Here is a 25,888-nt window from a genome sequence, read left to right as displayed (position 1 = left end):
GACGAGCCGGGCGGACGGCCGCGTGAAGTCCTTCAAGGGGCTTCCCGAGGAACGTCCGGGCTCCACAGGGCAGGGTGATGGCTAACGGCCACCCGGGGTGACCCGCGGGAAAGTGCCACAGAAAACAAACCGCCGGGGACCTCGGTCCTCGGTAAGGGTGAAACGGCGGTGTAAGAGACCACCAGTGCCCAGGGCGACCTGAGCAGCTAGGTAAACCCCACCCGGAGCAAGGTCAAAAGGGGCCACTGTAATGGTGACCCTGCGGGGACGTTCGAGGGCTGCCCGCCCGAGTCCCCGGGTAGACCGCACGAGACCGACGGCAACGCCGGTCCTAGATGGATGGCCGTCTCCCCGGCCGCCGCGAGGCGACCGGGCGACAGAACCCGGCGTACAGCCCGACTCGTCTGCCATTAGGGCTCTGACCTGGCCCTAAAGCCCGGTCGGGGCCCGTGCCGTGTCTGCGCGCTTCCAGCTTCTGACTGAGGCGACCGCGCAAGTGCTCACTGCGCATGCAGGGCAGTCCTTTCGCTGAGCGAGGAGCAGTTGCCCTATGCGTAGATCAGGCCCGACCGCGGTGCCGTCGGGCATGAGGGCCGGGTCGCACAGGCGAGTGTCGGCCGGGTGCCGCGTCACCCGTGGAGTCGCTGGGCGGCGTTAGAGGCTCGACAGGTCCAGGAGGTTGACCATCGACTGCTTCAAGTCCGGGCAGAAACGCGTGGTCCGGGCCGGTGCGAGCGTTCTTGGCGTGCTCAGGCACCGGGAGGATGCGGCGTCGATTTAGCTCAGCCACATCGATCAGTGGGGCGGTCACTATGCGGTCGAGTAACTCTGCCTGCCGCGGCTCCAGAGCAGTCAGGTGACTGAGTACGGCGAGGATCTCGACGAGTTCCCGACTCCACTCGTGCTCCCAATACTCTGGGCGCTCGCGATCGAGTTCGCTGGTCACCTTGCCAGCACTGCGGGTGCTGCGATACGCGAGCCAGCTGTCCAGTACGTTACGCCCGCCGGTGGTGTAGTTGCGCATGCGCGGCGTGACGCCAGTGAAGACACCCCCCTCGATGATCAGATGCTCGTTTTCGGAGTCGTAGGTGATCGTGGAGGGGAGCCCATCAGGCGCGACTTGTCGGGCGTATGTGATCTCGGGATGCAGGTCTCGCCACCAGTTCGATGTGCCTGCGGGGCGGCCGTCACCTGGGCTGATACTTCGTGTTCCGAAGGTGGAGGCCCACAGAATGTGGTGTCCCAGGTTGACCGCTTCCCTCCACAGGCCACTGGCGGCGGTCAAAGGTATGCGTACGCCGAGTGAGTTGAGGTCGTCCGCATAGCGCTCGGTGAAGGTGGGATGGGCGGTGACGGCGGCGATGTAGGCCAGCAGTTCTACCGGGATGATCTCTTGGAGACCGTAGGAGTTGGCGAGGTGATGTAACAGCCCAGGCGCGATGTTGGGGGTGCGGTCTGCGTGCAGGAACGGCAGCACACGGCCGCCGTTGCCGTTGAAGTAGTGCATGTCAGGGATGAGAGCGGTAAAGAGCAGCGCTGGGCCGGTCTGCAGGCGTTGCGAGTGCTGTTCGACGATGAAGACCTGGCCATCAACGGCGGCTTGCCACAGCTCCGGGCGGGAACGGTCGATGACGCGCCCGTCGGGGATGAGCCATTGGCGGTCCAGGGCTCTGCGGGCGACGCGTATCGGAACAGGACAGGGGTTGTGCTCGTCGCGCAGAAGGGTCGGCGGGTGGGGGTGACCGGGTATCTGGAGGGCTTCCTTGTCCAAGGTGCGGTCGCGGGTTTCTTTGAACAGTGCCCTTCGTGTGACGAGGTCACGTTCCTGGACGAGGCGGTCCCAGCGTCGGCGCAAGGTGGTTTTGGATGGGCTGAAGACCCAGTTCCGGTTGGGCTTTATGCCCGGTTTCCGCCAGGGCATGAGGTCGGTGAGAGCGGGAAAGGCATCCCAGCCGCTGTGCGAGGCGGGTGTGAAGGGGGCGTGCTCGACGGGCCGGGAAGTGCGCCAGTCGGGACCGTTGATGTGCAAGTCGTGCAGTTGCTCTTCCTTGTCCCGGCGAGTGCCATGGACAGCCGTGTAGTGGATAGGGGCCAGTTGATCGCGCCGCTCGCCTTGCTTGCGGACAAAAATTGCTATGGCTAATTCCTGCTGGACGCCGGGGAAAAAGCGGCTGTTGAGCGGGGGCCTCTTCGTTTCAGGAGTGAGGTCGATGACCCAGCCTTCGGTGCAAGTGCGGCGCAGGTACGAGCGCATTCCCTGAAAGCCGGCGCTGCGGATGAACCCGCCGGTACTGACGAAGCAGACAACGCCGTGACGGTGGTCGTCGTACTGGTCGAACACCTTGTGCGTGGCCCAGCGCCAGAAGTAGGTGCACAGGCTTTTCAGTTTGTTCTCGTACACCCCTGCCGCACCATGCAGCCGGAAGGCGTCCAGCGGTGGAGTGCCTCGGTCTGGTGAGCCATTCTCGATCCATCCACCCTGGCCTTCGGCCTGTTCGCGGTGGGGAGGGTTGCCGATGACGACAGTGATGCGGCCTTCGCGCTGGATGAAGCTGGCAGCTTCAGCGTCGTCGCGCAAGGGACCCCACAGGGCGCCGTAGCGGGTGAAGAGTTCACTCGGCCGCCAGGGGTCGGCAAGGGTGTCGGCCAGATGGAGGCGCATGTCGCGCAGCCGGACACGTGCGTTGAGAGAGCGCAGCATCTGCCCGACGCGCATCTGAGCAACGGCGAAAGCGCCCATCTGCTTTTCGAAGCCGATCAGTCGGCCTGCGAGTTCTTGGACGGATTCGGCGCGGAAGCCGTCGTTGCCGCCCTCGGACTGCTTGCGGGCGACGAGGTCGATGATGCCAGTGAGGAAGGTGCCGGTACCCATGGCCGGGTCGATGATGGACACACCGGGGTCGGCGAAACCGTCTGGGCAGCCCAGCGTGGTGATCAATACTTCGTCGACAAGGCGGATCATCTCCTCCATCAGCGGCGCTGGGGTGTAGTAGGTGCCGGAGTCCTTGCGGAGGTCGGGGTCGTACTCCTGCAGGAAGTGTTCGTAAAGGTGGATGTGGAAACCGGGTTCGCTGGCCAGGGCGCTCCGCCAGTCGATGGCGTCGATGATGCGAACGAGCATGTCGAGGCTGTCGCGAAATTCTCCCTCGACCTGGTCGGTGAGGATCTGCAGAGCGCGCCCCATGACGGAATGCTCCGCTCCCAGTCGGCGGCCGACTTCATGCAGGCTCATCTTGGTCAGTGAGCTGTCGTGGCCATCGGCAGTGTCCGAGCTGGCGAGCAGGAGTGCGAAGGTGACGGATTGGGCGTAGCGGTCGGCGAAGGCCGCGCGTTTGTCCCGGTCATCGGTGGTGGGAAAGAGATCGACTTCGAGAGTGGAGGCCAGGTCAGTGAAGGGACGGCGGTGGCGCGGGAGGCTGGCCTCGGCGTCGAGCCGGTCGTGGACAGCATCGCGCAGGAGTGTGCACAGCGGGGCTACTTGAGCGACAACTTCCCGCATCGATGTCAGGGGATGCGGCTGCCAACTGAAGAACGCTGTCAGCATCGATTCGAAGGCGGCTTCGCTGGCTGCCGGTAGCCGCAGACGGGATCCAGCAGTACGCAGATCGCCTTCGAGGTAGATGGTGTCGCCGTGTTGTCGACCTGAGCGATACATGATCCAGGTCTGGCCGTTGGTGTAGATCAAGTTAGGGAGCTTCGCCATACCCTCCCACTGCCGTCGATCACGTTGGTTCAGCCCGCCAGGATGAATCACGCTTTTGTCCGGGCTCTTCAGCTCGACGTAGCCGACGATGTTGCGAGATAACTTCCCGATCCGCACAGCCAGGTCGGGGCGGATACGGTGCGCGGCGATCGCTACCTCGGCATGCAGCACGGCCTGTAGCCCTAACACGTTCGCCGCATCGACGAGAAGCGTCTCCACGGCGCGACGGATCGCGGCTTCCTTCTGCCCATGGAGCAATGCCTGCTTGCACGCTGCACCGAACTCGCTGATGATCCGCCGAAACCCGTCCCTGCGCTGCATCCCGCCCCCAGAGGCCAGCACACTCCCCGGTATCCAACTCAACACACGGTAAGTGCAACATCACCGACCGTCGAGAGGGTCTCAAGGCTGCGTATAGCCAAGGGCGGGCCTGCGACAACGCCCCCTCCTCCGCGCACTGCACGGGTTCTGGAAGGGGCGAGGCCCTTCCGTGATCTTGGATGGAAGGGCCTCTGAACAGCTATTTGTCTGTGTCGCGGCAGGATTCGAACCTGCGACACCTGCTTTAGGAGTGGGATCGAATCCCTGACGAGGGCTGCCTGGCGCTGCCGTACGGTGCTGTTTTCCCTGATCAGAACCGCGCGGCGAGCCGTTTGATCCGGCTCATGCCGCCCTGTATCGGGCAGTCCGCTCGCGCATCGCTCAGGCGTCGCCGGCTGCCAAGCAGCGCATGGTCAGACCTGGCCGAGGTCGACCTCCACCGGGAAGGGGGCCGCGACCTTGAGGACGCCGGTGAAGACGTCTCCGTCCCGGTAGGTCTTCGTCGCGGGGTCGAGAACATAGGTGTACACGAGAGGGACACCTGTCACGGCCTGCTCGATCCGCCAGTAGAAGGCAATGCCTGCCTTGGCGTACTGGTCGACCTTCACGATCCGGTCGGTGGTCTCCGAGCCCGGCGACACCACCTCCGCGACCAGCAGCACGTGCTCAGGGCGGGTGGGGGTGATGTCGATCGTGTCCGCGCGGTACACGACGACGTCCGGGCGGCGATTGGTGAGCGGGACGTCCTGAAGCCGGACATCGAAGTCTGTGTCCGCGTTCCACTCCGGGCCCGCGGCGGCATCCAGGGCGTTCGCCAGAATCCGAGCGAGCCGGTTGTGCCGTTTGGACGCGCTCGGACTCACGACGACCATCCCGTCCACGACCTCGATACCGGCGCACTGCTCCTCGGACCAGGAGTCGTACTCCTCCGCCGTGATCTGCTCATGCATCCACGCCGGGGCCACCATCTCGGCCGTCATGAAGCACCTCCCGGACACTGTGCTGCGGGCCCGATCCCGCTGGATTCAGCGTACTGTCTGCCGTCCTTCCGGCATGCTGATCTCGCTGAGGCTCCCTCCCGTCGGCCGACATCCGACCAGCCAGCCCACGACAAGTGGGAAACCGGCGCGGTGGACTCGTCGCCAGAGGATCGGAACACGGCCGGCGGCACCACTGCCCTGACGGCCACACCGGGGAGCGCTGAACTACCCGGCGACGTGACCGTCGCGAAACCCTCGGCCGCAGAGCAGCATGGTTGTGGCGATGCTGCTTCTGGAGGAAGCGGGTCAGGAAGCCGAACCGTCGAGGTCAAGGCGGATCACGGCGAGCGCCTCGGCGATCTCGACGGTCATCTCGTCCTCCGGGCCGAACACCATGCACATGTCCTGGTGGAGTGGTTCGAGGACCTGCCGCGCGTCGGCGGTCCGGCCCTGGGCGAGCAGCAGCATCCCGATGTTGTGCCGCAGCTCCACGGCTTCCTCGCTCACGTCGCTGTCGACGGCCCGCACGACGTGCAGCACGCCCTGGAGTGCGGCCAGCGCGTCGGTGACTTGGCCGAGTTCGGCGCGGCAGCGGGCCGCCTGGGCGCGGCAGGCGCGGGCCTGCTCGCCGGTGGGCCCGGCGATACGGGCGTACGCGTCCGCGAGGGCGTCGAACTCGGGCAGGGCGGTCCGGTAGTCGCCGCCGAGGAGGCGGATCGCTGCCCGCTGGCGGCGCAGCGCCAGGACCTGCTTGCTCTCGGAGCCGAGGGCGAGGGCGGCGGGTTCGATGACCTCGCCGAGCACCTCGGCGGCCTGCGCGAACCGCTCCTCCTCCAGCAGGGCGTCGGACTGGGCGTACGCCTCCTTGATGTCCTCGCGCAGCCGGGCGGGGACGGGCACCGGCGGGGCCCCCGGGAGGACGGCCGTCGGCGCCGGACCGCCGGGCTCCGGGGCCTGGGCGCGGGCGCGGGGCGCGAAGGGGCGACGGAACACGTCCGTCGGGTCGGGCGCGCCGGTCGGCCCGGCGTCCGCCGTGCCGGGCTCCTGGCCCGGCGGCGGGAGGAACGGCAGCAGCCGCGCGTACACCTCCTGTGTGTCGGCGGGCCGTGCCTCGGGCGCCTTGCGCAGCAGGTGCAGGACCAGCTCCTCCAGCGCCTCGGGGACGTCGGGGCGCAGCTGTCGCAGCGGGGTGGGGGCGGCGTTGACGTGCTGGTACATCAGCAGGTACTCGCTCTCCGCCTCGAACACGAGCCGTCCGCTGAGGAGTTCGTGCAGCACACAGCCGAGCGCGTACAGGTCGGTCTGCGGGGTGATGCGTCCGCCGCGGACCTGCTCGGGCGACATGTACTGGTGGGTGCCGATGGGGCTGCCGGTGGCGGTCAGCTTGGTGACGTCCGTCCGCAGCATCGCCGCGATACCGAAGTCGAGGACCTTCACCGTGCCGTCGCGGGCGACGAGGATGTTGCCCGGCTTGAGGTCCCGGTGGATCACCGGCACGTCGTGCGCGTACGACAGCACGGTCGCGACCTGCGCGGCGACGGCGGCGGCCCAGCTGACCGGCAGGGGCCGGCCGGGGTCGAGGTAGCTGGACAGCGGTACGCCGTCGACGAGCTCCATCACCAGGAACAGCCGCTCGTACGACGCGTCGAGCACCGCGTCGTACACCTGCGGCACACCGGGGTGCTGGATACGCGCGGTGATGCGGGCCTCGCGACGGAAGCGCTTGGCGAACTCCTCGGCCAGCTGCGGGGAGGTGACCGACGCCTGCCGGATGAGCTTCACGGCGACGGGCCGGTCGAGGACGGCGTCGTAGCCGCGCCACACGTCGCCCATGCCGCCGTGGCTGAGCTCCTCCAGGAGTTCGTAACGGTCGGAGATCGCCTCCTGCGGCACCTTGCCCCCGGTGTGCGTGAACAGTCACGGTCAGGGGGCAAGTGTGACCGCTGCGCCGATCTGCCGTCCAGCGGATGCGGTGCTACAGGGGCACGGCCGCGGCGGTGAACGACGGGCAGGAGCGTACGGCGGCCGGTCGGCATCCCGTCGGCAGGACGTACTCCGCCCAGACCGTCTTGCCGGGGCCGCTCCGGTGCGGATGCCAGTCCCAGCGGTCGGCGAGGTGCTCCACCAGGAGCAGGCCGCGGCCGGTGTCGCGGAGGTCCGGGGGCGTCGCCACGACCGGTACGTCTTCGGTGCAGGTGTCGGTGACCTCGATCCGTACGGTCGTGGCGTCGCGGGCCAGCGAGAGGTGGAAGTCGCGGCCCGGGACCCGGCCGTGCAGGACGGCGTTGGCGGCGAACTCGGCGACGATCAGCGTCAGCGCGTGGTGCGTGTCGCAGTCGTAGGGGATGCCCCACGCGTCGAGCCGCTGCCCGGCAAGCCGCCGGGCGAGCCGCGCGCCGCGCGGGGTGGAACTGAACCGCATGGCGAAGTGTTGCGCGGGGGCGGCGGGTTCGCCGGAACGGAAGAGGGGAGTGATCTCACTGTTCATGCCCTCAACGGTCCCGGCGGTGGCGTAGCGTGACCAGTGGTGACGCTACGCCGCGTGCCGGTTGTACGCGACGGAGCGGGACGTGTACGAGGCGCGCCGCGTGACCGGCTCGGGGCGGGCGCGTTGGGCCGGGGAACTGGGCCGGGGAGGCGGTGGCGCCGATGGAGTCGGTGGAGCAGGGCGAGGGCGAGCGGGAAGACGCCGGACCACGGCCGGAGGACGAGCCGGGATCGGGCGTGGTGACGGCGTTCGGGCGGCAGCTGAAACTGCTGCGAGTACGAGTGGGCCTGGAACGGCCGGAGTTCGGGAAGCTCACGGGGTACGCGGGCCAGTCGATCGCCTCCTTCGAGCAGGGGCGGCGGATTCCCTCACCCAGGTTCATCGACCGCGCGGACGAGGTACTGGACGCCGGGGGCGTCCTCAGGGCGCTGAAGGACGAGGTGGCGCGGGCACAGTATCCGGCGTTCTTCCGGGACATGGCGCGGTTGGAGTCGACGGCGGTGGCTCTCCACGTGTACGCGGCCCAGGCCGTTCCTGGCCTGTTGCAGACCGACGAGTACGCGCGCGCCGTGTTCGCCATGCGGCGCCCGCTACTTGACGAAGACACTGTCGAGCAACGAGTCGCAGCCCGGCTTGCCCGACAGGAGATCTTCTCCCGCAGGCCGATGCCGACATTGAGTTTCGTGATTGAGGAGTCGGTACTTCGACGTCCCATCGGCGGCTGGGCGGTACTGCAAGGACAGCTTGAGCAGATCATGCTGCACGCGCACCGGCGCAACGTGGAGGTCCAGATCATGCCCAACGAGCGCACGGAGCACTGCGGTCTGGCTGACCCTTCACCTTGATCGAGGACCGCGACGGGCGGAGGATGGCCTACGTTGAGGTCCAGCGGGACAGCCGCCTCCACACCGACAGGTCGGCCGTCAGGGAGATCGAGGAGCAGTACGGGATCCTCCGGGCTCAGGCGCTGACTCCTCATGAATCGCTGGCCTTTGTCGAGGAACTGCTGGGAGAGAAATGAGCAACCAGATGCCTGAGCCGACTGTGCCGGAGTCAGCCTGGTTCAAGAGCAGCTATAGCAGTGGCGAGGGCGGGGAGTGTGTCGAGGTTGCCGACGCCGCCGGAACCGTACACATCCGGGACTCGAAGATCCGATCCGGACCGGTTCTGACGGTCACCCCCCAGGCGTGGGCCGGGTTCGTCGGGCTGGCGGCCGACCAGACCATCTGAGCCGTACATTCGTAAGCCCCGTGGTGGCCCAGTCGCACAGGCGGCTGGGCCACACCACCGCCCGCGACGCGAACGGGGGCTGTGCGAGCGCGCTTACGCCTACGCGGGCAGCGCAGGGAACACGACCACTGAGCCGCCCTTGTCACGGGCAATCTCAATCGCCACGTCTGTCGTGCGGCTGTTGACCGTGACGCCGTCGCCCAGCTTGTGAATCCGGTGTGCCGCGCTCAAGAGGCGATCGACTTCACCGGTCGTGAAGACGGGTCGCAAACCGTTCGGGCGTGCCAGTTCCAGTGCCGACAGGCGTACCAGGACACCGGCGATGCTCGACTCCAGTTCGTCGAGGCGCTGCTGATCGCGCTTGAGTGCGCGGGTGAAGTTCTCGAACGGATTGCCGGGGTCGCTCTGGGCGTGGTCGACCGCCTGGAGGACGACCACCCGCCGCTTCAGCGTGATAGCCAGGGAAGCGAGTTCGAGGTGGGTGCGGAACGTGCCGCCATGGTCGTCGACGCCGGGGAACGACTTGGTCAACGTGCCGAGTTCGACGGCCTCGCCCTCTGGCAGCTTGTCGAGCGCGCTCTGCCATCGGGCAAGGCGGCCGTCGGCTTTGCCCAGCGCTGTGTTGATGGCATGCACCGCCGAGTCGAGTCCCAGCGAGACACCGAGCTTGCCCTGGTCGAGCAGAATGGAAGTGGCCTTGTCGATGGCGTCGCGGCAGCCGTCGAGTTCGCTGCGCTCGTCGTCGAGCTTCTCCTCCTGAAGTTGCTCCAGCAGTTCCGTGATGTGTTCAATGGCCTGCTGGCGCTTGTGGTCGGCGTGCGCGCTCACCCCCACCGCCACGGCCATGAGCACGAGCGGAGCGGCCACGGTGAGCGCCGTGCCGCCGGCGGCCACGGCACCGGCTGTCGCACCGGCTCCACCGACCGCGCCTGCTGCTGCGGCTTTACCGACTGGCACGAACGTCGCATTGGCGGCGATGCCCGTCGAGTTCATGAGTGCACTGTGGATGCCGCCGGTCGCCGCCTTCGAGGCCATCGGGCGAACGATGCCCTGCCCGAACTGGGCGGCGACCTTCGCCGGGACCACCATGCGATACAGACTCTCGCCGGAAGCGGTCGCTCTGGCCGCCGTAAGGGAACTTCGCGTCGATTGCGTGATGAACTGTGACAGGTGCTGCGCCAAGGGACTCGCGGCGTCGAGCGGGATGCCACGGCCGCGGTCGATCTTGTCGGGCAGCGGATGTACCTCAAGTGTGACGATCGGCTCGTCGGCCAGGACGGCCAGCACTCCGCGCAGTTCAGCCAGGCGCTCGGCCGTCATCGACTCGCCCGCGGTCAACCCTGGCACCCGGACGTCACCGGTTGCCAGCGTCCACACCGGAACGCTTGCCTTGCGGTCGTCACTCATTGTCTCCCCTTGTTTTCCAACAACAGCCTCTGGCTGACGTCCGACAAAAACGGCATGAACCTCGTGTACCTACGACCGCCGGGCCGCAGGCGAATCGAGGCCAAAGGGTGCCCCGGCCGGCATGTCCAGCCGGGGCGTGCGGATCAGACGTCGTCGTCCAGGCCCTCCTCGCGGCGGATCATCCGCCACGCGGCCTTGCGGGCACTGCGGTCCAAGCTGGACTTGAAGCCCTTGTCGGGGCCGAAGTACTGGCGGCCCATGCCCGCGATGGTGTCGATGTGGTCGGCCATCTTGTCCGCGAAGACGTTGTCGAAGACGAGCCCGAAGTTGTCCTCGTCGTTGACGACGGCCGCCGCTCGCACCTTCGGGTCGGCCTTGGCCTCCTCGAACGGGCGGATGACGTCCTGCTCGGTGAACTCGGTGCCGAAGCGTTCGTTGAACTTGTCGATCAACTGCGAGAGCAGCGACTTCTCCGCTTCCTTCGCACCGCCCGAGCCGTCGCCGAAGCCCTTCATCGTCGTCGGCCCCTCGGCGGTGAGGGAGACGTCGTACTCGCCGGTCTTCTCCACCCGCATATGGCTGAGGTCGACCTCGCCTATGTCCACGCCGCCGTCCGCGCGACGCGGCAGCAGGTTGAGGAGGTAGCGGCCGTAGAGGTGCAGCCGCTCCAGCTCGGCGTCCCGGTAGGGGACGATCTGGGCGAGGAAGCCGTACTTCCTGACGTAGTCGTTGAGGTCGGCGCGGAAGCCCTCCGCCGTCTCCTGGTCGTCCTCGTCCTCGCTGTCCTGCAGAGCGGTGAAGCGGGCGATGGCGGGGGAGAGCAGCCGGTACAGCTCGGCGTGCAGCTTCTCCCACTTGGACTGTGAGCCCGCCGCCTTTTCCTTGGCGGCGAAGTACGCGGCGGCGAACTCGTCCATCTCCTGCCCGGACAGGATCCCCGCCTGCATGACCCGGCTCTGCGCGGTGTAGAGCAGGTTGGGGTCGGAGGGGAGGGTGTTCGCCTCCTCGAAGTACGGGCGGAAGGCGTCCTGTATGTCGTTCGCGTCGTTGACGAAGTCCAGTACCGCCAGGTCCGCCTGGGTCTTGCGCTCGGCGGTGCGGTTCAGCCGGGACAGGGTCTGGACGGCGGAGATGCCAGTCAGTGACTTGTTGACGTACATCGTCGTGAGGAGCGGCTGGTCGAAGCCGGTCTGGTACTTCTCCGCCACGACCAGGATCTTGTACTCGCGCTGGCCCGGACCACCGGCTCGGGCGGCCTTGTCGTCTGCGCGCGTGTACGCGAACGCCTTCGGTAGCGCGCTCTCCGACAGCCCGCCGTTCTCCTTCGGCTCGGTGGTCTCCTCGCCGTCGACGGTCAGCGATCCGGAGAAGGCTACGAGGACACCCAAGTCGGGGTACTTGGTGTCGTAGCCCCGGTCCTTGATGTAGCTCTTGATGGCGCGCGCCATGTGTACGGCGGACTCCCGGGAGCGGTTCACCACCATCGACTTGGCCCGCCCGCCGAGGCGGCCCCGACTGTGCGCCACAAAGTGTTCCACGATCACCTGGGCGTGCTGGGCGACCGTCGAGTCATGGGTGAGCGCGTACCGGGCGAGCAGACTGTTCGCCTTCGACGGGTCGACCTCCCGCTCGTCGGGGTTCTGGTTCACCAGCTTCCAGTACGTGTTGTACGTGACGTAGTTGCGCAGCGGGTCGAGGATGAAGCCCTCCTCGATCGCCTGTCGCATGGAGTACGTGTGGAAGGGCCGGTAGGTCGCCTTGCCGTCGATGTCCTGGAGCGTGCCGAAGAGTTCGAGGGTCTTGGCCTTCGGCGTGGCGGTGAACGCGAAGTAGGAGAGGTTCGCGGCGCGGGAACGCTGCTCGGCCCGCTTCTTGAGCTGCTCGTCCAGGGTTGCGCCCTCGGCCTTGACCGTGGTCGCGCCCGCGTCGTCCGAGTCGGAGTCGAGGCCGAGATCGCGCAGAGCGGCCCGTACGTCCTTGGCGGCGTCGCCGGACTGCGAGGAGTGCGCCTCGTCCACGATGATCGCGAAGTGGCTGCCCCGGATCTCGGTGGGGTTACGCTCGATGTACGAGATCAGCGCCGGGAACGAGTGCAGGGTGACCGTGACGATCTTCCCGGTGTCGCGGGAGAGGGCCTTGGCGAGCTGCTCGCCCTTCGCCCCGTGCTTCTCGTCGATCTTCACGACGAGGCCCGCGGTCTGCTCGAAATTGCCGACCGTTTCCCGGAGTTGGGCGTCCAGGTTGCGACGGTCGGTGATGACGATGACTTTGTCGAAGACTGGCACGCCCGGCTTGAGGCCCTTGGCCATGGCCTCGGCGTCGAGTTCGCGGGGGTCGGTGGGGGTGTGCAGGTCGCTGAGGCGGTGCGCGAGCCAGCCGATGGTGTTCGACTTGCCGGAGCCGGCCGAGGCCATGACGAGGTAGTCGTGGCCCGCACCATGGGTGGAGGCGTGCGCCGTGAGCTTCTTGACCGCGTCCCACTGCTGGAACCGGGGGAAGACCATCGTCTTGGTGGTGCCGCCGCCGGGCGTCTTGCTCTTGTGAAGGTGCACGAACCGCTGGAGTAGGTCCAGCCAGTTGTCCGGCTGCCAGACGTGCTCCCAGAGGTACGAGGTCGCGTACGTGCCGTAGGCAGTGGGGGCCGGGTTGCCTGCGCCGCCCGGCTGACCGGGGCCGTTGGAGCCGGTGTTGAAGGGGAGGAAGCGGGTGTTCTTGCCCTTGAGCTGGGTGGCGACGAAGACGAGATCTGGGTCAACGGCGAAGTTCGCGACGACCCGGCGCGTGAAGATCAGCTCGGTCGGGTCGCGGTCGGTGCGGTACTGCTCCTTGGCCTGCTCTACCCCCTGCTTGGTGAGCGGGTTCTTCAACTCGGCCGTGGCGACGGGGATTCCGTTGAGGAAGAGGGTGAGGTCGAGCCGGTTGCCCCAGTCGGCCTGCTTGGTCGCGTACTCGAGTTCGCGGACGACGGTTAGACGGTTGGCGCGGTAGCCGTCCAACACGGAGTCGTGGGCGACGAGGTTCGGCTTGAAGTACGCGACGCGGAGGAGAACGCCCCGGTCTTTGACGCCGTTGCGGAGCACGTCGAGGAGCCCGTTGGTTGCGATGGCCTGGTCGAGGCGGCCGGCGAACCCGCGCTGGGCCTCGTTGGGGTCGCCGCCGTAGACGGTGAGCAGCTCGCTCCACTCGTCGGGCTGGGTCGCCCCGATGAAGGTGAACAACTCGTTGGTGTCCAGGCCGAGATCGGCCCGGTAGTCCTGCGGGCGCGCTTCGCGCCAGCCACGCTCGACCATGGCGGCGACGATCGCGTCACCGAAGGCGGACTCCGTGTGGATGGAACTCATGACTACGCGGTGACTCCGTCCATTAGTTGCGTCCGCTGGCGGTGGAGACATCGAACTGGCCGGTTACGGCGGCGGTGATGAGGGCCTTGCGGCGTTCAGTGAGAGTCTGAACAGAGCGATGCAGTGACTCTCGAGCGCGTGCAACTGACTCGGCACTCAGATGAAGGGAGTCCGAGATGGATGCCTGTTTGCTCACAGGGACATTTGGCAGGAGCAAGTCTTTGACAACGCTGGTCGGGAGGTTGTTGGCCATCCCTTCGGCTCCGGAAATTCCGATCTTGATGTGCTCCCGAGCTTGGTGGCCGCGGAGTACGTGAGCCACGAAGTCAGCTTGCGCCCTCGTCCAGTCCAGTCTGATCCGATATACCTTGTCACAGAGCAGTAGGTTGTCGCTGATTTCTCCAACGACGCCGACACTGCCAATGAGGTCGATGGAGCCACTCGCGCGCGACATGAGCAGATCGCCTCTTTTGAGCACATACTCTCGTCGTGGTTCCACATCAGCAGGAAGCGCCTTGTGCTGGATCGGATCGAACCGCCCTGAGTTGACGCAACCAGCCTTCACGACGCCCCACTCGCCGTATTCTGCGAGGCGATCCTCACATTGGGGAGACCAGCCTTGCTCAATTCTCATTGACATGTGGCGTAGGCGAATAGAGCCGAATCGTTGCGTGAGGCTTGCAACAAGCTCAGAGAGTTGGCTCCGCCGACGGTCGTCCAACAACTTTGACTGCCGGTCTCGCATGGAAGTGAGTCGGTCGATGCGGGCGGTCTCGGCGTCGAGGAAGTCGGCGATGCGGCGCTGCTCCTCTGCGGACGGCAGAGGAACTGGCAAGGCGGCAACTTGACGCTCACTCACCGACGGAACCGGACCGGGGTTGGTAATTTTTGCCATATCCAGTAGCAGCATGAGGTAGCGCCAAAAGCGGGGATCGCCATAATGTGGCTCGAACGCGCGAACATTGTCGTCCACAATGCAATTGCGACCGGCGATGCATCGTTGATTGAGGAGCAGGGCAGCGCCTACTCGCGCATACAGGATACTGCCTCGGGGGACAATGCGAGCCCCGAGTTGGCGGGCCGTTCGACGGTCTACCCAGTTGTTCGCCCCGTCGAGTACACCTAGACGGTCAGCGCGAGGAAAGTCGGACACTTTGATGAACGGCAAATCTCCCTGCGTGGCTCCTTGGTAGGCGTGCGGGAACGTAGTGCCCATGTGAAACCGTCCGACTCGACCGAGAGTGGTTGTTGACCAACCTGGCCGCACGTTAGTCAGCCAGTCGACAGCTCTTGCAGACTGAGTAGGGGCAGAGTTCACTGCGTCACCTCACCCAACAGCGCCTGAATCTCAGCCTCCAGCGACTTCAACTCCGCATCGATCTCCCCCAGTGGCCTCGGCGGCTTGTACACGTAGAAGTGCCGCGTGAACGCGATCTCGTAGCCGATCTTCGTCTTCGTGTGGTCGATCCACGCGTCCGGGACGTGCGGCAGTACCTCACGCTTGAGGTAGTCCTCGACGTCCTCGCCGAGCGGGACGTTCTCGTAGTCCCGCAGGTCCGTATCCGGCTCCGGTGCGCCCTTGACCTTCTGGACCTCGCCCTCCGGGTCCCGGACGCCGATCGTCTCCCGTACCGCCTTCGCGAACGGCGCCCCCGAGGGCCACGTCAGGCCGGCCGCGACCACGGCGTCCTTGAGGGCGATGAACGCATCGGACTTCGTTGCCCAGGACGAGCCGAGCAGCGTACGCACCGCCGCCACGAACTCCTCACTCCGCTCCAGCTTGGCCACCGGCTTGGACTCCGCCAACGCCGCCAACGTCTCCTCCGTCACTTCGAAGCGGAGCTTCAACGGCCGCTCCACCGTGATGCGCTGGTAGCCGAAGTCCTCGTTGGCGAAGACCTTCACCTTGCCGTGCAGCGGGTGGTCCGCATCGCCCACGACCTGCAACGCCTCCGCGTACAGCCGCGTGATGTCGCCGATGTGGTCGGGGCGGCCGTTCGTCCCGTCGCCCAGTTCCTTGCGCTTGTCGCCGAGGGACTTGCGCATCTTCACCCACTGGTCGCGCGCGTCCAGCAGGACGACCTTGCCCTTGTGGTCCTTGTCCTTACGGTTCGTCAGGATCCAGAAGTACGTCGAGATACCGGTGTTGTAGAAGAGCTGGTCCGGGAGGGCGACGATGGCCTCCAGCCAGTCGTTCTCCAGGATCCAGCGACGGATGTTGGACTCGCCCGACTCGGCCGCGCCCGTGAACAGCGGGGAGCCGTTGAAGACGATGGCGATGCGGGAGCCGCCCCCGCCGTTCACGTCCACCGGCTTCATCTTCGAGATCATGTGCTGGAGGAAGAGCAGCGAACCGTCGTTGATGCGCGGCAGACCCGCGCCGAAGCGGCCGGCGTCGCCGAGCGACCTGTGCTCGTACTCGACCTCCTCCTTGACCTTCTTCCACTCCACGCCGAACGGCGGGTTGGCGAGGATGTAGTCGAACTTCCGGCGGGCGTGGCCGTCGTCGGAGAAGGAGTTGCCGAAGCGGATGTTCTCCGGGTCCTGGCCCTTGATCATGAGGTCGGACCGGCAGATCGCCCACGACTCGGGGTTGAGTTCCTGCCCGTACACCTCGACCGTCGCGTCCGGGTTGAGGGCCTTGATGCGGTCGTCGGCGGCGCTGAGCATGCCGCCCGTGCCGCAGGCCGGGTCCATAACCGTGCGGACGACGCCGGGCAGGCTGAGGGCGTCCGCGTCGGGCGCCACCAGCAGGTTCACCATGAGCTTGATGACCTCGCGCGGGGTGAAGTGCTCACCCGCCGTCTCGTTCGACTGCTCGGCGAAGCGGCGGATCAACTCCTCGAAGATGTAACCCATGTTGTGGTTGGGCACGACGTCGGGGTGCAGGTCGAGGTCGGTGAACCTGCCGATGACCCGGTAGAGCAGGTTCGCGCCGTCGAGCTTCCTGACCTGCTGGTTGAACTCGTACTTGTCGAGGACCTCACGGGCGTTGTCGGAGAAGGCGCCGACGTAGATCTGCAGGTTCTTCGCCGCGTTCTGCGGGTCGGCCGCGATCTTCCGCAGCGTGAGCTCGCTCTTGTTGTAGAAGGAGTGACCCGAGGCCTTGCGCAGGAAGTGGCCGGCGTCGATGTCCTGGCCCGCGAACCTGGCGACGGTCTCGACGACCTTCTCGCGCGTTGGCTCCAGAACGCACTCCAGGCGACGCAGCACGGTGAACGGCAGGATGACCTTGCCGTAGTCGGACTGCTTGTAGTCGCCGCGCAGGAGATCGGCGACGGACCAGGCGTGGTTCGCCAACTCCGTGTGCTTACTGCTGTTCAAGAGGTCCCGGCTTCCTTCCGAAGAGCGCCGTCCGGGTGTGGGACGGCAGGGATCCAGTGTGGTCGTGTGCGGTAGGACGTGTGGGGCGTTTCAGGCAGAACGGTTGTCGGGGGCACCCGACGTATTCGGGGTGCCCGGGGTGTCCGGTGGCAGGAGTACGCCGGCGGTGAGGCCGGTGGTCAGCGTGGCCGCGGTATCGGCGGCGAGGTCGGCGGCTCGGCGGACGGCCGTGCGCAGCTCGTACACCCGGCGGAACGCCTCCCCGTAGCGCCGCTGTTCCTTCAGCGGCAGCAGCGGTACGCGCAGGCGGCCCGGTGTGACGTGCACGAGGGTGGAGCCGGTGGACGCGGAGGCGATGTTGTCGTCGGCGCCGAGGAACCCGGCCAGGAACCACGGGTCGAGGCGGGCCGGGTCGGGGCGCAGGAGATGGACGTGCTGACCGAGCAGGGCTCCGGCGTCCCGGTCGTCCGCGACCCGGGTCATCGCGGACTCCTTGCCGCTGCCCGCGACGGCTCGTACCAGGACGTCCCCGGCGGCGACGGGCTGCGCGGCGTCGGCGTGGAGGTCCATGGCCCCGCCGGACGGGGGGTTTCCTGTGGCGACATCCTGGGCGGTGAGGACCGGCCGGTCCACGGCGGGGGCGGCGGAGCCTTTGGAGCCGCGGGTGCCGGGCGGCGCCGCCCGCAGCACGGTCAGGGCGCCGCCGCGTGCCAGGTCGGAGACGGTCGCCGTACGCCACTCGCGGGCCGATGCTCCGGACGGCTGCCAGCCGCCGGACGCGGAGGCGGATGCCAGGGCGGCGACCTGCTCGGTTAGTTGGTCGTGCAGGTCGTGGACGCGCCGTGTCAGGGCGGCCGGGTCGATGTCGGCCGCGGTCGCCCTGACATGGCGGGCCGGGGTGACGTCGACGACGTCGTCGAGGAGGTCGACGAGCGGTACCGCGCGGGCGACGCCGGGCTCGTCGGCGTAGGTGTCGGGGGCGGTGGTGAACGCGCCCCAGGGGCCGAGGACCCGCTCCGACAGCCCTTCCCAGTCGAAGGTGGCGGCGGAGGCCGAAGAGGTGGGGGCGGAGGCGGCGGAAGCGGAAGGGCCGGACCGGCGGGAGCGTGAGCCGCCGCGGGAGCCGGCACCCGCCATCGCCGTACCGGTGGCGGACGGCGTGCCTGTAGCGCCGTCCCGCTGCTCGCCCTCCCCGTCGACGAACAGCACCGTCGTACGGTCCGTGCCGCCCGGCTCGGGACGTTGCAACACCCAGATCTGCAGGCCGATGTGGAGCGGATACGCGGCACGCGCCGGAAGCGAGACGACGGCGCGCAGGGCCCCGCCGCGGATGAGTTCCGCGCGGACACGGCGGCCGGAGGAGCGGAAGGCCAGCGCGGGCGGCAGCAGCATGACCGCGTGGCCGCCGGGCTCCAGGTGTGCGAGGGCGTGCTGCACCCAGGCCAGTTCGGACTCGAAGCGCGGCGGGACCCCGTACGCCCACCTCGGGTCGTAGGCCAGCTCGTCGTGACCCCAGTCGCGGTCGGCGAACGGCGGGTTGCACAGGACGGCCTCCACGGTGAGGTCGGGGAAGGCGTCGGCGCGCAGGCTGTCGCCGATGTGGATCGCCGTCTCGGCCTCGGGTACGGCGATCAGTAGCCGGACCGCGGTGCGTTGGCCCTGGACGGGGAGCGAGTCCTGCCCGAACAGCTCCCGCGCGCCTTGCCGGGCGGCGGCGGCGAGGAGGGTTCCGCTGCCGCAGGCGGGGTCGAGGACACGGGACGCGCCCGCGGGCAGGAGCCGTGCCATGAGCCGCGCCAGACCCTCCGGGGTCTGGTAGACCCCGGAGGCGGCGCCCTCGTCCAGTTCGCGTTCGGCGAGGACGTCGAGGGCGGCTTGGGCGCCCGCCTCACGCACGCAGCCCAGCAGCGCGCGGACCGCGCTCGCGTCGTCCGGGCCGTAGCGGACCGGCTCGGCTTCCGGCACGGCGGTCGGTAGCTCTTCCGCGGTCTTGTCCGCCCGGGCGATCAGCTGGTCGTCGGGCAGGGCGGCTAGTTCGGCCAGCTCCTCCTTCGTGCGGCGGGACGCGGCAGCCACCAGCGGGAAGAGTCGCGCGGCCACCCCCGAGCCAGGCCCCAGCAGCCGTAGTGCCGTCCGCAGCTCCTCGGTCGGGGAGGCGGTGGAGGTGTGCCCGCGTCCTCGCAGCCATGCCTGGACGGCCGACAGGTCGTAGAGCGGGCTTGCTTCCGTGCCTGCGCTGGGTGCCGGGAAGTCGTCGTGGCGACGGCGCCAGTTGCTGACGGTGGCGCGTGTGACCCCTGCGATGCGGGAGATCTCGGCGGCTGTCACGTGTGCGGAGGGCGCCGGTCGGGCTGGTGGCTGCTGGGGCATGGCGTGGAGTTCCGCACCTCTCGGGCCAGTCGGATAGGGACGGTTAACACGTTACAACAGCCGTCAAGTTCGTCAAGTTGTTTGACAGTGCTTTCAGGGCTATGCTTATCTGGCCACGCTTCCGGATGGAAGCATGACCCTGACTCCGCAACCTCACCGTGAAGCGTCCTGGCGCCGTACCGCGCCCGCATTCAATCTCTCCCGGTCCCTTTTCGTTCGTCGCAATGCCATACCTCGGGGCCGTCCACTCCGCGTCCATTCCGCACCGCAGTTGCCACCCACCGCACACACGGGAGGAACCCGTATGACCGTGACGGAACAGCCCCGGCAGGACGCACACCACCCCACCGGCCCCGCCCATCCGGCCTCGTCCGACCAGCCCGTGCCCGTGGCCGATCTGGTGGAGGCCCGCCTGGCGGAGGAGGCGCTCACCGAGCCCGTGAAGGTGCTCCTGAGGGAGGCCCTGGGCAACGGCGAGCCCCGGGGGACCTCCTCTGTCGGCCGGATCTACCTCGAATCCGTCGCCGTCGCCCGGTTCCGTGGCATCGGACCGCGCGCCTGGCTCAAGCTCAGCCCCAGACCCGGCGTGAACCTGGTCGTGGGTCGCAACGGCTCCGGCAAGTCCAGCATCGCCGAGGCCATCGAGACAGCCTTCACCGGCGTCAACGCACGCTGGCAGGGGCAGCATGCGATGCGCAGCAGCAACTGGCGCAACCTCCACGACACCGACGGCAGGCCGGAGATCGAGGTCAAGCTCGCCGTCGAGGGCGACACCGGCCGCAGCACCCTCACCCGCGCCTGGGAGAGCGACGACTTCGACACCTCCCGGGCCGAGCTCAAGCGACCCGGGCACGGCCGCGCACCCCTCGACCAGGCGGACTGGAAGCAGGCCCTGCGGGACTTCCGGCCCTTCCTGTCGTACGTTGACCTCGACCGCATGATCAGTGGCAAGCCCTCCGAGATGTACGACGCCATCGCCACCATCCTCGGCCTGGGGCAGCTCAGCGCCGCCGACGGCCGGCTCCGCCAGGAGGCCAAGGCCCTCGAAGACGCGGACAAGGCGGTGAAGGCGGAGCTGCCGGGCCTCAAGGAGGCGCTGTACGAGTTGGAGGACGACGAGCGCGCGGTGCAGGCACTCGTCGCCGTCGACACGGCGGGAACGCCCGACTTCGAGACGGTTGAAGCGCTCGTCGCCGGTCTGCCCGCCGCCGGGGACGACGGCCTGCTGGCCCGGCTGCGCGCCGAAGCCGACGTGCAGGGACCCGAGATGGCGCAGGTCCACGCGGCCCTGGACCGCCTGCGCAATGCTCTCGCCGATGCCGAGGACCTGCGCGGCACCGGCGCCGAGGACGCCCTGCGGCGTGCGGAACTCCTCGAACGGGCTGTGGCGCACCACGACCGTCACCCCGACACGGCCGCCTGCCCCGTGTGCGGGACCGACGGGATGCTGGACGCGGCATGGGCCGCGGACGCCCTCGCCCAGATCGCCGCACTGCGGCAGGAGGCGGAGGCGGCAGCGGGCGCGCGCAGTGAACTCCGGTCGGCCGTGCGGGCCGTGCAGGACCTCGTCGACACGCCCCGACAGATCCCCGCCGCTCTGGCGGACCCGTGGCGCGCCTGGACAGCCTGCCGGACCATCAGTGATCCCGGCGAACTCGCCCAGCGCGCCCACGAGGCCGCCGCGACCCTGGCCGATGCCTGCGCCGCCGTCAAGGAGAACGCCGCCAGGGAACTGGAGAAGCGGGATGAACGCTGGCGCGGGCTTGTCACCCGCCTGGCGGGCTGGGCGGAGAGGGCCCGTGCCGTGGAGGCGAACAAGCCTCGGCTGCGGGACGTCAGGAAGGCGAGCACCTGGATCAAGGCGCTGGCCGCCGAGTTGCGGGATCAGCGGATGGACGGCTTCGCCGACCAGTCGCAGCGCATCTGGGAGCGGCTCCGCCAGGAGAGCAACATCGATCTCAAGGCCGTGAGCCTGAAGGGCAGTGAGAAGGCCACTGTTCGCAAGCTCGTCATGGATGTCACCGTCGACGGCCAGGAGGCATCGGCTCTCGGCGTCATGAGCCAGGGCGAGCAGCACTCCCTCGCGCTGTCCCTGTTCCTGCCCCGGGCCGCCACCGCCGACAGCCCGTTCGGCTTCATCGTCATCGATGACCCTGTGCAGTCCATGGACCCCGCCAAGGTCAACGGACTCGCCCAGGTCCTGCACGAGCTCGGCGAGCACCGGCAGGTCGTCGTGTTCACCCACGACACCAGGCTCCAGCGGGCGTTCACCAGCCAGGGTCTGCCCGTGACGGTGTTCGAGGTCGAGCGGGCCAAGTCGTCCAAGGTGAAGGTCAAGCCGGTGACAGACCCGGTACGGCAGGCACTCGACGACGCGCGGGCCCTCGCCAGTACCGGTGACCTGCCGTCGGCGGCACGGACCCACGTGCTGCCCAGCCTGTGCCGTATCGCGCTGGAGAACGCCTTCCTCGAAGCCGCCTGGATCCGGCGTCACCGCTCCGGCGCGCCCGAGGACGAGCTGCAGGCCGCCGTCGGCAGCGCCGACAAGCTCATGAAGGTCGCGGCACTGGCCCTGTTCGGCGACGCCGGCCGGACCGGCGACGTCTACCGGGAACTGCGCACCCTTTGCGGACCGCGTGCGGTGGAACTCCTCAAGGAGTGCCAGAACGGCGCCCACGCCACGGGAGCGCAGATCACCGACCCCCACCGCTTCGTGGACGACATCGAGATCATGGCGCAGAAGGTGCGCAAGCCGGGGGTGACCGCGTGATGAGCACTCCCACCACCTCGGTCGAGGAGCTCCTGCTGACGGCGGATCAGCTGCTTGCCGCCCGTACGGCCGCCACGGCCGCCGGCCGGCACCGCGGAGCCTCCCTCGCTCTGCGGACCGCCCTGGAGCTCTCCGTCGACCGCGTGCTCGACGCTGCGGTGCCAGGGCTCGCCGACACCACGATGCGGGCCAAGCTGCTGTGCCTCCAGTGCTACACCGCGGTGGAGACCGCTCGCCGCGCCAACGCCGTCTGGTCGCACCTCTGCCTGGGATGCCATTACCACCAGTACGAGATCGGCCCCACGCACGACCAGGTTCGGGCTTGGCGGACGGAGGTCGGCGAGCTGGTCGGGACGCTGACCATCTGACTGTTTGTTAGCAGCAGGTCTCTGATAGTTATTTCGACGGGGCCGGGCGTATGCCCGTCGCAGCGTCCTCCGGGGTGTTGCAAGGGGAGGGGATATGGACATGGGCACCAGCACGCGCGACGAGATCATCGCCGTCGAGCAGAAGGCGGTGGACCGCGCCTACGACTGCTATGCCGAGCGGCTGGCCGAAATGACCGGGGGCTCGGTCGCCATGGCCTCCGCCAGCGGCAAGGACAGCGTCGCCAACCGGATTGTGGCCGAGGAGCAAGCCGCGGCGTACGGAGGTCTCGGCAACGCTTCGCTGGTCATCAGCCGGGTGGACGTGCAGGACGGCCCCGATGGGGAGCCCGAAAAATTTTACATCGGCCGGCGTGCCGTGCCCGACGTCAGTACCCGCGACACCGTCGTCGTGGAGTGGACCAACGCGCTGGCGACGAAGTGGCTCGACGCGCTGCCGGACGCTCCGGGAGAGGTGCTGCTGCGGCGGCGGCTGCACTGCACGCAGCGCGTCGTTGAGGGCTATGCCGATGACATCTCCGTCGCCGTCCCTGCCCCGCGGCCGGCCGTGGACGACGCCGATCCGGGTTCATCGGCGGCAGACCCGGCCACCGACGCACAGCGGCAGGTGGTGGCCCGGCCGCGCGTGCTCACCCCCGCCGACGTCGCCCGCCTCCATCGTCAAAGGCCCCAGCAGCCCGACGACTTCCTCCTGCGTGAGCTTCAGCGCTCGCGCAGCGGCAGCATGCGGGACATCGTCGAGACCATCCGTCGCGACCAGATGGCCTTGGTCACCGGCTCGCCCTCCGACATCCTCGTGATCCAGGGCGGCCCGGGTACCGGCAAGTCGGCAGTGGGCCTGCACCGCGTGACCTGGCTCGTCAACAACGAGCACTTTAAAGCCCAGGACATCCTCGTCATTGGCCCCCATCAGCGGTTCCTGGACTACGTGAGCCAGGTGCTGCCACGCTCGGCACCCGGAACGTCAACGCCGTGCAGGTGACGCGCCTGTGGGACGGCGAGATCCTCGGCACCGACACCCCCACGGCGCGGATGGTGAAGTCCGATGAACGCATGGCGGCCGTCCTGCGGCGGCGCGTCGAGATCGAGTGCCGTCCCGAGGCCGTCGACGAGTTCACCACCACTGCCTCTTACGAGGGGGCCAAGCCTGAGCTCACCGTCACCGTCGGCAGCACGACCCTGCGCGTCCCACGCTCCGAGATGCATTCGCTCCTCGAAGACGTGCGCCAAGGCGACGGCTCCTACCGTGAGCGCCGCGACCGCTTCCGCGGGCTGCTCGTCGACCGCCTGCTGCGGGAACTCGTCGCCGTCGCCCCTCGCCGCAGCCGCGACGACACGATCCGCCGCGACCTGGAACGCAACCGTCAGGTGGAGCGCCTCATCGAACGTGTCTGGCCTTCGCCCGGCGCCAGGGAAGCCCTCCGCACCCTCTACGACTCCGAAGACCTCCTGCGCACCTGCGCCGAGGGCATTCTCGACGCCTCAGAGCAGGCCGCTCTGCGCCGTCCTCGGGCCGACACGGCCGACGCCGATCCCTGGACGCTCGACGACCGGGTCTGCCTCGAAGAACTGCGGTATCTCATCACCGGGGAGACGCCGCAGCGGTACGGGCACATCGTGGTCGACGAGGCACAGGACCTGACACCCATGCAAGCCCGCTCCCTGCGACGGCGCTCCGCTGCGCAGGGCTCCATGACCATCCTCGGTGACCTCGCCCAGGCCACCGGCCCCCACGCCCACACCGACTGGGACCGCCTCGGCACCCTCCTGTCCGACCACGGCGACTGGCGCGTGGCCGAATTGAACACCAGCTACCGCGTGCCCGCCGAAATCATGGAGTTCGTCGCCCCGTTGGCCCATACCGTCGCCCCCACGCTGCCGTACCCGCAGGCCGTGCGTGCGGCGGGAGAGGACGCCGTACGAACAGTCGCGACGGAGCCGTGGAAGCTCCTTGACGACACCGTGGCGGAAGCCACCCGCCTCATCGGCACCAGCGACGGACAGACCCTGCGCTCCGTGGCAGTCATCGTCCCCGACGACTCCGGCTGGCTCGACGAGATCAGCCGCCAGCTGGACCTGGCCGAGGGCATCACCGAGCAGGGACGCGAGGCGGTGTCCGTGCTGGCTGCCGCCCAGGCCAAGGGCATGGAGTATGACCATGTGCTCGTCGTCGAACCCGCCACCATCGCAGACCGCGGCCCGGCCGGACTGCGCCAGCTGTACGTCGCGCTCACCCGCAGCACCCAGAGCTTGACCGTCCTGCACACGTCTCCGCTCCCGGAGGCACTCACGAGCACCGACGGCGGCGGTACCGAACGAGCACCCACCGAAGGCGAACCGGGCATGGCGGACGGTGAAATCCCCGAGATCGGTACGGACGTCCGAGTCCGCGTGACCGGCCGGGCACCCGGCGGCCGGTACAAGGCCGAGGCCCTGTCTCCCAGGATCGACATCCCTCTGGTCCTGACCGTCCGCCACGGCTCGGTGCTCCCGCGCCCCGGAGACGAACTGGACTGCTGGGTGTTCGCCCACGAGACGAACCACTGCCTGCTCACCGCGGACCAGCGCGGTCGCCAGCCCATATCGCCGAGAATGGCGGAACGCTACCTGGCGGCGCTCAGCGTTCTCGACGAACTGACCAACGGTGACGGAACCGTTCCGGAGAACGCTCGTGATCGTCTGTCCGAGCTCAAGGGCATGGCCAACCGCGTCCTCCGCCGCGACCAGGCGGACTGGGTGGACGTGCGTCGCGTGCTCGGATCCCCGGACAAGCACCGTCTCAGCCTCCTGCGCGACCTCGCGGCGCAAGCCAACCGCATGCTCAAGGACGGCGACCCGGACGTGAACCGTCTCCTGACGGATCTGGCACGCGCCGGCTGGGCCCAGGCCCTGCACGAAGCCCGGGAGGCCCTTCAGCGCCGGGTCGCCACGGGCGAACCCGAAACCGACGACGCACCCGCCACCGCTGAACAGCAGTCCGAGCAGAAGGAAACCGAGCCCGTGACCCCCGCCGAAGACCTGCCCGCCACGCCCGCGCCAGCGCAGGGGCTTCTGCACTCGCTGGAGAGCGCGGCGACCGCCGACCGCACGTGCAGAAAGCACGAGGCGGTGCGGCATGCTCTCAAGGCCGCCCTGCTCTGGGAGGACCTGCAGCCGACCGACTCCCCGGTCGTCGACGTCAGCCGGATCGCAGACGACGGCCACTTCCTCTACGAGGTTCTCGGTGCCGGCCGCTCCACCTACGCCGACCTCCGCGCGGGAGCCACCCGCCTCCTGGAGATCAACCACACCCTGCCCGCTCCTGCCGACCGCCTCTACCTGGTGCTCTCCGAACCGCCCGCCGAGGACTGGTCGGCCGACACCGTGTTCGGTGTCTTCGGGGTTCAGGTCCTGTGGCGCACCCCCGACAGTTGGGGCGGCCACGACGCGGAAACCGCCCTGGGCTCCGGAGAGGCGTAACCACTTTCGACAGAAGCGCGATTCTTCCGTGCTCGTCGTGCGCCCCTTGGGTGCCTGAAGTGGATCAGGAGCGGTGCTCGTGCCCTCAGGCCGTGCCCCGCTCCTCCCA

The 25,888-nt window shown here is 68.2% G+C and carries 12 protein-coding genes, 1 other RNA gene and 2 pseudogenes; 6 read left to right on the top strand and 9 right to left on the bottom strand.

Translation table 11 applies throughout. The features are described from left to right. Positions 1–2 precede the first annotated feature (2 nt). Positions 3–407, top strand: an RNA gene (gene rnpB, locus ABZT93_RS14520) — RNase P RNA component class A. Between the two features lie 152 nt (positions 408–559). Here rnpB and ABZT93_RS14515 read toward each other — a convergent pair. From ABZT93_RS14515 to ABZT93_RS14500, 4 genes are all read right to left on the bottom strand, one after another. Continuing rightward, positions 560–4,024 carry a type ISP restriction/modification enzyme gene (locus tag ABZT93_RS14515; protein ID WP_356103722.1) on the bottom strand — a complete coding sequence of 1,155 codons (3,465 nt, stop codon included), beginning with the start codon at positions 4,022–4,024 and terminating at the stop codon, positions 560–562. A gap of 413 nt (positions 4,025–4,437) precedes the next feature. Further along, a complete protein-coding gene (locus tag ABZT93_RS14510) occupies positions 4,438–5,004 on the bottom strand; it encodes a Uma2 family endonuclease (RefSeq protein ID WP_062025128.1) in 567 nt (188 codons plus the stop codon). Positions 5,005–5,310: 306 nt separating this feature from the next. Next, positions 5,311–6,897 (bottom strand): protein kinase, encoded by a 1,587-nt coding sequence (locus tag ABZT93_RS14505; RefSeq protein WP_356103719.1) that lies wholly within the window; start codon positions 6,895–6,897, stop codon positions 5,311–5,313. An 82-nt stretch (positions 6,898–6,979) separates the two neighbouring features. Then, the gene (locus tag ABZT93_RS14500) at positions 6,980–7,492 is read right to left on the bottom strand and encodes an ATP-binding protein (RefSeq protein ID WP_356103717.1); all 513 of its coding nucleotides are present in this window, start codon (positions 7,490–7,492) and stop codon (positions 6,980–6,982) included. Positions 7,493–7,653: 161 nt separating this feature from the next. Between ABZT93_RS14500 and ABZT93_RS14495 the strand changes: the two are divergent. Next, a pseudogene (locus ABZT93_RS14495) lies at positions 7,654–8,513 on the top strand (helix-turn-helix transcriptional regulator). Between the two features lie 8 nt (positions 8,514–8,521). After that, positions 8,522–8,722, top strand: a complete 201-nt coding sequence (locus ABZT93_RS14490; protein ID WP_356103714.1) for a DUF397 domain-containing protein — start codon at positions 8,522–8,524, stop codon at positions 8,720–8,722. Between the two features lie 99 nt (positions 8,723–8,821). Here the strand turns inward: ABZT93_RS14490 and ABZT93_RS14485 are convergent, their stop codons facing one another. From ABZT93_RS14485 to ABZT93_RS14465, 5 genes are all read right to left on the bottom strand, one after another. Next, positions 8,822–10,129, bottom strand: coding sequence for a hypothetical protein (locus ABZT93_RS14485; protein ID WP_356103711.1), 1,308 nt, complete (start codon positions 10,127–10,129; stop codon positions 8,822–8,824). A 143-nt stretch (positions 10,130–10,272) separates the two neighbouring features. Then, positions 10,273–13,470: a type I restriction endonuclease gene (locus ABZT93_RS14480; protein ID WP_356103708.1), complete on the bottom strand. Its 3,198-nt coding sequence runs from the start codon at positions 13,468–13,470 to the stop codon at positions 10,273–10,275. Between the two features lie 22 nt (positions 13,471–13,492). After that, positions 13,493–14,737 carry a restriction endonuclease subunit S gene (locus tag ABZT93_RS14475; protein WP_356104241.1) on the bottom strand — a complete coding sequence of 415 codons (1,245 nt, stop codon included), beginning with the start codon at positions 14,735–14,737 and terminating at the stop codon, positions 13,493–13,495. A gap of 47 nt (positions 14,738–14,784) precedes the next feature. Continuing rightward, positions 14,785–16,794, bottom strand: coding sequence for a class I SAM-dependent DNA methyltransferase (locus tag ABZT93_RS14470; protein WP_356103705.1), 2,010 nt, complete (start codon positions 16,792–16,794; stop codon positions 14,785–14,787). 90 nt (positions 16,795–16,884) lie between these two features. Continuing rightward, positions 16,885–19,122 carry an N-6 DNA methylase gene (locus tag ABZT93_RS14465; protein WP_356103702.1) on the bottom strand — a complete coding sequence of 746 codons (2,238 nt, stop codon included), beginning with the start codon at positions 19,120–19,122 and terminating at the stop codon, positions 16,885–16,887. 346 nt (positions 19,123–19,468) lie between these two features. Between ABZT93_RS14465 and ABZT93_RS14460 the strand changes: the two genes are divergently transcribed. From ABZT93_RS14460 to ABZT93_RS14450, 3 genes and pseudogenes are all read left to right on the top strand, one after another. Beyond that, the gene (locus ABZT93_RS14460) at positions 19,469–21,934 is read left to right on the top strand and encodes an AAA family ATPase (protein ID WP_356103699.1); all 2,466 of its coding nucleotides are present in this window, start codon (positions 19,469–19,471) and stop codon (positions 21,932–21,934) included. Then, positions 21,934–22,302, top strand: coding sequence for a hypothetical protein (locus ABZT93_RS14455; protein WP_356103697.1), 369 nt, complete (start codon positions 21,934–21,936; stop codon positions 22,300–22,302). Before ABZT93_RS14460 ends, ABZT93_RS14455 begins: the two co-directional genes overlap by 1 nt. A 100-nt stretch (positions 22,303–22,402) precedes the next feature. Further along, positions 22,403–25,779 (top strand): annotated as a pseudogene (locus ABZT93_RS14450) (AAA family ATPase). Positions 25,780–25,888: the final 109 nt, after the last annotated feature.

This window comes from Streptomyces sp. NPDC005303 (genome assembly GCF_040607335.1).
Taxonomy (GTDB): Bacteria; Actinomycetota; Actinomycetes; order Streptomycetales; family Streptomycetaceae; genus Streptomyces.
This window is presented reverse-complemented; position numbering and strand designations above follow the sequence as displayed.

Coding starts and splice junctions, on each gene's coding strand:
- ABZT93_RS14515 (WP_356103722.1), bottom strand. CDS start 4,024: ATGCAGCGCAGGGACGGGTTTCGGCGGATCATCAGCGAGTTCGGTGCA.
- ABZT93_RS14455 (WP_356103697.1), top strand. CDS start 21,934: ATGAGCACTCCCACCACCTCGGTCGAGGAGCTCCTGCTGACGGCGGAT.
- ABZT93_RS14460 (WP_356103699.1), top strand. CDS start 19,469: ATGACCGTGACGGAACAGCCCCGGCAGGACGCACACCACCCCACCGGC.
- ABZT93_RS14480 (WP_356103708.1), bottom strand. CDS start 13,470: ATGAGTTCCATCCACACGGAGTCCGCCTTCGGTGACGCGATCGTCGCC.
- ABZT93_RS14485 (WP_356103711.1), bottom strand. CDS start 10,129: ATGAGTGACGACCGCAAGGCAAGCGTTCCGGTGTGGACGCTGGCAACC.
- ABZT93_RS14500 (WP_356103717.1), bottom strand. CDS start 7,492: ATGAACAGTGAGATCACTCCCCTCTTCCGTTCCGGCGAACCCGCCGCC.
- ABZT93_RS14490 (WP_356103714.1), top strand. CDS start 8,522: ATGCCTGAGCCGACTGTGCCGGAGTCAGCCTGGTTCAAGAGCAGCTAT.
- ABZT93_RS14510 (WP_062025128.1), bottom strand. CDS start 5,004: ATGACGGCCGAGATGGTGGCCCCGGCGTGGATGCATGAGCAGATCACG.